This is a genomic window from Protofrankia sp. Cas8 (genome assembly GCF_963555845.1).
In the GTDB taxonomy this organism is placed as follows: Bacteria; Actinomycetota; Actinomycetes; order Frankiales; family Frankiaceae; genus Protofrankia.
On record NZ_CAUVXI010000355.1, the window covers coordinates 1 to 702 of the forward strand.

General features: G+C 69.9%; 1 protein-coding gene. It reads right to left on the reverse strand.

Translation table 11 applies throughout. The features are described 5' to 3' along the window. Positions 1–50: 50 nt before the first annotated feature. Positions 51–386: a hypothetical protein gene (locus U9977_RS26755; RefSeq protein WP_322752042.1), complete on the reverse strand. Its 336-nt coding sequence runs from the start codon at positions 384–386 to the stop codon at positions 51–53. Positions 387–702: the final 316 nt, after the last annotated feature.

Here is a 702-nt window from a genome sequence, read left to right on the forward strand (position 1 = left end):
CTAGTGCAGCGCCTCAGTAGTTCTTTGCGGTTCCACCGAGGGCTTGATCGTTACTTTTGGTAGTCGGTGAGGTGGGTCAGGGCGGCTGTGTCGTAGGCGTCGGTCGGGGTGCCGATGTGGTGGCCGGTGGTCAGGACGGCGTCGGTGTAGGTCTCGGTGGCTGGGTCGTGGAGCGCGAAGGCCCAGTCGTTGCCGCCGAGGTACTCGATCCGGCAGAGCGGGATCTTCTCGTCGTTGTCGTCGCCGGCGCCGGCCCAGGCGTCGAGGTAGCCGTAGCCGCCGCGCCAGCGGATCGTGATCTCCTGCAGAGTCGGGTGGGTCGTCGACGCATGGTGGTCGACTGTCCCCTCGACGTCGTCCTTGAGGCGTCTGGGTGGTACCGGCATGCCCGCCACTCTGCCCGCCGGCGGCGGGGTGGTGGGATAGGCGCTGGCCCGCCCAGGTCTTGTCCGGGTGGCCCTGCCCGGCCTGCCCCTCCGGTGTACCTGGGCCGTGGCGCCTGCCGGGGGCGTGGGAGGACCCGATGAGCCCTGCCGCCCTCGCGGTGCAGGCCAGACTGACGACCAAACGGCGCCGCAAACTCAACCAGATCATCGCCTCGGGTCGCAGCGAGCAGCGCCTGGTCCGGCGCGCCAGGATCGTTCTGGCAGCCGCCGAGGGGACGAGGGATACCCGGATCGCTGCCGGTCTGGGCTGCACGGT

Bases quoted from the DNA above. Each gene is read 5' to 3' on its own strand.
- U9977_RS26755 (WP_322752042.1), bottom strand. From the start codon at position 386: ATGCCGGTACCACCCAGACGCCTCAAGGACGACGTCGAGGGGACAGTC.